This window comes from Acinetobacter legionensis, assembly GCF_048552295.1.
GTDB lineage: Bacteria > Pseudomonadota > Gammaproteobacteria > Pseudomonadales > Moraxellaceae > Acinetobacter.
In genome coordinates, this window is sequence record NZ_JBIMCW010000057.1 from 1 (window position 1) to 4,749 (window position 4,749).

Annotated in this window: 5 protein-coding genes and 1 pseudogene; 4 read left to right on the forward strand and 2 right to left on the reverse strand. The window is 35.8% G+C overall.

Features of this window, described 5'->3' with window-relative positions:
• Nucleotides 1–248: pseudogene (locus tag ACG916_RS21335) on the reverse strand (hypothetical protein); the annotation flags it as partial.
• Nucleotides 249–462: 214 nt separating this feature from the next.
• Here ACG916_RS21335 and mobQ point away from each other — a divergent pair.
• The 4 genes from mobQ (at nt 463) to ACG916_RS21355 (ending at nt 4,641) form a co-directional block, all read left to right on the forward strand.
• Nucleotides 463–1,416, forward strand: a complete 954-nt coding sequence (gene mobQ, locus ACG916_RS21340; protein WP_253114855.1) for a MobQ family relaxase — start codon at nt 463–465, stop codon at nt 1,414–1,416.
• On the forward strand, nt 1,413–1,883 hold the full coding sequence (locus ACG916_RS21345) for a hypothetical protein (protein ID WP_336148201.1): 471 nt from the start codon (nt 1,413–1,415) through the stop codon (nt 1,881–1,883). Before mobQ ends, ACG916_RS21345 begins: the two co-directional genes overlap by 4 nt.
• Before the next feature lie 551 nt (nt 1,884–2,434).
• The gene (locus ACG916_RS21350) at nt 2,435–2,863 is read left to right on the forward strand and encodes a hypothetical protein (RefSeq protein WP_000877730.1); all 429 of its coding nucleotides are present in this window, start codon (nt 2,435–2,437) and stop codon (nt 2,861–2,863) included.
• An 836-nt stretch (nt 2,864–3,699) separates the two neighbouring features.
• Entirely contained in the window at nt 3,700–4,641 is a 942-nt protein-coding gene (locus tag ACG916_RS21355; RefSeq protein ID WP_373683723.1) for a replication initiation protein, read from the forward strand.
• Here the strand turns inward: ACG916_RS21355 and ACG916_RS21800 are convergent.
• Nucleotides 4,631–4,749 (reverse strand): DUF8583 domain-containing protein (locus tag ACG916_RS21800; RefSeq protein ID WP_512700247.1); only part of this gene is annotated, 119 nt, incomplete at its 5' end. The genes ACG916_RS21355 and ACG916_RS21800 overlap by 11 nt on opposite strands.

Below are 4,749 nucleotides of genomic sequence, written 5' to 3' on the forward strand. Positions count from 1 at the left end.
TCTCGATCTTCTGTTAAATACTCGTTGAGTTCAGCGAGTATTTTTTCTTTGTTGGCTTCATTACTTTGCATCTTTTTAATTAAGTAAGAACCAAGCAAAATTTTACGCCGAGTATCGTCCTTTCTTTCCTGCTCTTTCTGTTTCGATTTTTCTCTAGCTTCGATAGCCTGTTTACGAGCCTTTAACTGTTTCAGCTTCTCTAACTGGGCTTCGATTTTCTTTTCAAGAGTTTCAGCAGCTTTTGTCATGATTCAAATTTCGGGATATAGAAAACCACTCAAGCATAAGGCCCTATGAATTGGAATTCAAGCGAGCTATATGCTATCGTGTTTTTCATGAAATGCGCACTTACGACTTGGATTTCATCCAAGTCAAAGTTTGCGTAAGGGGATACCCCTTAACCCCAAAAAATTGCTACGCAATTTTTTAAAAGCAAAAGCAAAACCATCACAAGGCTAAGGCATGGCAATTTATCACTGTACGACTAAGACCGTTAACCGAAGTTCGGGACGAACTGCGGTAGCATCTATGGCCTATCGTGCAGGAGAAAAATTGACAGATGAACGGACAGGGTTAACGCACGACTTCACGAGAAAAGAAGGTGTGGTGTATACAGAGATTCTTTCTAACTTGGATACTGAATTAGACCGAAGCAAAGTTTGGAATTTGGCGGAAAAATCAGAAAATCGGAAAGATGCCCGAACCGCACGTGAATGGGTGATTGCTCTACCGGACGAGCTGGATGAAGAACAGCGAAAAGAACTAGCAAGAGAGTTTGCTCAATCTTTAGTAGACCGTTATGGGGTGGTTGCAGATTTAGCGATTCATGCACCTAGCAAAGGTGGAGATGATAAAAACCATCATGCACATATCTTACTGACAACTCGCAAAGCAGAATTAGATACTGAAAATAAACTGGTCCTCACTCAAAAATCGGAAATTGAGTTAAGTAACACCAAAAGAAAAAGCTTAGGCATGGGAACAAGCCAGGAAGAAATTAAACAGATTCGAGCCACCTGGGCAAACTTAGCCAATCATGCTCTGGAATATGCAGGGTATCGGGAAAGAATCGACCACCGCAGCTATGCCGATCAAGGTAATCAGATACAAGCCACCATACATGAAGGCAGTAAAGTCACCCAGATGCGCAGAAAGGGCATAGATACTGAAATTAGCCGTTTCAACGACACGATCAAACAGCAGAACAGCCAGCAGCTCCAATACAAACAACAGCACAAGGAACAGACCTTAGAACAGGGTTTCAACCGTGTTGAAAAAGGCTTTGAGCAATGGAAGAAAGATCAGGAAGCTAAACGCCTAGAACTGGAACATAAAAAGCAGTTAAAGCTACAGCAAGAACAAGCGATGAAGCTGAAACAACGCAAAAGCATGAATAGAAATGGGCCTTCCCTATGAGCAATCAAAACGATTTAGACGACCAGTTATATATTTTATTGGCATCCATGAAGGAATACAGGGAAGCCATAGCAGATGATAACAAGCGATTAGAGACGTTTTACAATAAGGTAGCTAGTGGGGTACTAGAACAGAGCAAAAAGACCCTAAATAACGCAAATCAGGAAGCTACACACGCCCTTCAAGGTCGTATTCAGGAGTTAGATAAAGCCACCGATAAATTGAACTACAGATTTATTGCCTTGTTGTGTGCAATTTTCCTCAGTCTGGTGCTGGTTTTCCTGTCTTTTATATTTTTATTTATTCCAAGTTTTGATGAGATCAAGGAACGTCGTGCAGAGGCAGCGTGGCTAGAACAAAGATATAATTTAGATATTAGAAATTGTAATGATAAATCTTGTGTCCGAGTTATGAAAAATGACTGTCATGGAACGAATAAGGATTACTGTGTTATTGACCCTAAATAAATACTGGCAAGTACTTTGCTCGGTTCTTTTCTTAATCTTATTGCTACCGAATATCGCAAAGTGGCTCGACTTTGAGATATGGCAATAGCCATGTCTCAAAGTATCGAGCTTTACTTTTCATTCTTTATGTCCTATCTATTTGCTATAGGGAAGCATACTTTATAGCACTGATAGTGGAATTAATAATGAGAAGGCATTTGATTTTCCTAGCTTTTATAATAATGATTTTTATTTTAGCTCTCGTTGTTAAACTCGATAATGATCGGAAAAAATTTGAAGTATTCAATGAAGTAGAGACAACAAGCAAGTTTATACAAAAAAAACCATAGTTTTTTTATGGTTTTTTAAATACTTTATAAAATATAAATCCTTATTTGAGTTTCCATAACCCAGTATTCCATGACTGGGCTTTTTTTTATATTTTCAAATAGTGTTTTAGTAAAAATCAATCAAATTTCGTATAACAGCCATTATGTTAAATAGAATCAAAAAACCTCCAATAAAATCGTTATAGTATTATTATTTATTGAATAGATAAGAGAATTAAATTAGTGAAATACTCAAATGAAAAAATAGTAAAAGCTCTCTTACTTTCTCCTTTACCACTACTTTTTTTCACAGCAGTCCTGTTTATCGTAATGAATCAGGAATACAGCCTATACTCGATTTTAGTGGTTCTTGTAGGGCACGGTCTTGTCTACTTGGCTTATTGTATTTTGACTGTACCTTTCAGCTTCATATTCTCAATTCTTTTAAATCGTTATAACAGTCTTAATTTATTAACTATCTGTATTGCCTCTATAATTATTGCTACTCCATTTTTTATTCTTTTTGGATGGAGTCACACAGGAGAAATTTCGAAAGAGTGGTGGAAGATGTATACAGATACATGGACTATCTTTATGGCTCTATTTCCTGGCTTATGTTATTGGCTATTTCTGATTAACCTAAAAGATAAGAAATCAAAGAATATTGAATAAACCATTGCATAGAGATTCTTAAATTTCCCTAAAATTAACATAATACACCTTATACGAAATGCTTTTTAAATTATGTTATAATTCAACGTACTACTACCCGATTTACAGCCCGAGTTTCCATGACCGGGCTTTTTTTATGATTTTTCACGTTCCACGCTTACTATTTGATCAATGTTCCACAATTTTGATTAGATATTTTAATAATTAAACTCATTCCAGTAAGAGCCGAGCGAGTGTCTACGAGCGATCACCTAGCATTAAAATTTCGTCCCTGCCTTTTTCCTGATTACAATCTCCCCTTTGCTTAATAACGGAAGATACAGAGCATCCCGAATGGGTGCGAACTGTATTATCTAAATTCTAGACGAGCGAAGCGAGCATAAAGCTTACTGAGCGTAGCGAAGGCATAGTTTCTTTTTTATTAAATTCTCAACTCCTATTTGAAAAAAACAGCCCCTTCAACCGAGCTTTAGCGAGGTTAAAACGTCCGAGCTTTAGCGAGGGCATAGGGCTGTTTTATTTTATATATTTTCTCTTTTTATCTTTTAAAAAGCTTTTAAAAGCTTTTAGACACCCTTCTAGGCCATACACAGCAAGTCTTTCAGACTTTAAAAAAGTACTTTTAGAGGACAACTAAGTACTTTTAGAGGACAAAACGCACTTAAAAAAGTACTTTTAGAGGACTTAAAAAGTACTTTTAGAGGACAATATGGTACATTGAAAATGTTGTACTTTTTTTTAAAAAAGTACAAAAATAATAGTTATTTTATGATCAAAATGGTAACTTAAAGGTACTTTATATTCAAAGTACTTAAATGTATTGTGGTTAATTTATGATTGAACAAAATAAAAAGACATACCCTCCATCTTGGGTAGTAATGCAAAACAGTATCCAAGAATGTTTTAAAAGTATGAGTATTGATGAAAAACGCCTATTAATTCTTGCCAGTCCAGTTGCTAGAACTAGCAATGCTACTGAAAAGGACTCCATAACTATTACAGCTGAAAGCTTTGCTCAAGAATGTAATATAAAAACCCATTCAGCATATAAGTCACTTGAAGAAGCAAGTAAATCTCTGATTAAGCGTTATTTTTGTTATTTGGATGAGAAGGGGCGAAAGACGTACTGTAATTGGGTTATTCGTGCCCGATATGAAGAGGGTTCCGTGTCTATTTGCTTTCCTGACGAAGTACTTTTAATGCTTAAGGAGTTTGATAAATTAAATCCATATACGAAGTACAAAAAAGACATCGTACTCAGCCTAAGAAAAGATTATTCATTCGATTTTTATCATTTAGCTAAAAAGCATCAGGCTATGGGAAAATTTGAAATATCTTTAGAAAAAATAAGAACTGAATTTGGCTTACCTGAGTCTTATCATGATCTAAGTAACCTTAAAAAACGTGTCATCAATCCATCACTGGAAGAGATCACAGCCAATACTGATATTGACCTAACCTATGAGAATGTTAAAAAAGGGCGTTCTGTGGTCGGCTTTAAGTTTACGGTAAGAGAAAAGCCCACCCCCAAATTGATAGTGCCTGAACGAGATCAAAACACGGTAGATATGTTTCGTAGCTTGTCTGATAATCAAATCAATATGTACAGTTCTATTTTGTCAAAAGTAAGTAGTATTAGTGATCTGGCTGGAGCAAAAGATTATCAAGCATTTGCAATATGGATCTCTAATATCTTAAGAGATCCAAAATCAGTCCGAGAAGAAACGGCAAAACGTATATTTAAAGCTTTACGGACTGAAACAGATTTTAAAGGTTAAAAAGCTGTCTATCTCGATCTTCTGTTAAATACTCGTTGAGTTCAGCGAGTATTTTTTCTTTGTTGGCTTCATTACTTTGCATCTTTTTAATTAAGTAAGAACCAAGCA

Excerpts from the sequence above, each read along its gene's own strand:
- mobQ (WP_253114855.1), top strand. The coding sequence starts at position 463 with ATGGCAATTTATCACTGTACGACTAAGACCGTTAACCGAAGTTCGGGA.
- ACG916_RS21345 (WP_336148201.1), top strand. The coding sequence starts at position 1,413 with ATGAGCAATCAAAACGATTTAGACGACCAGTTATATATTTTATTGGCA.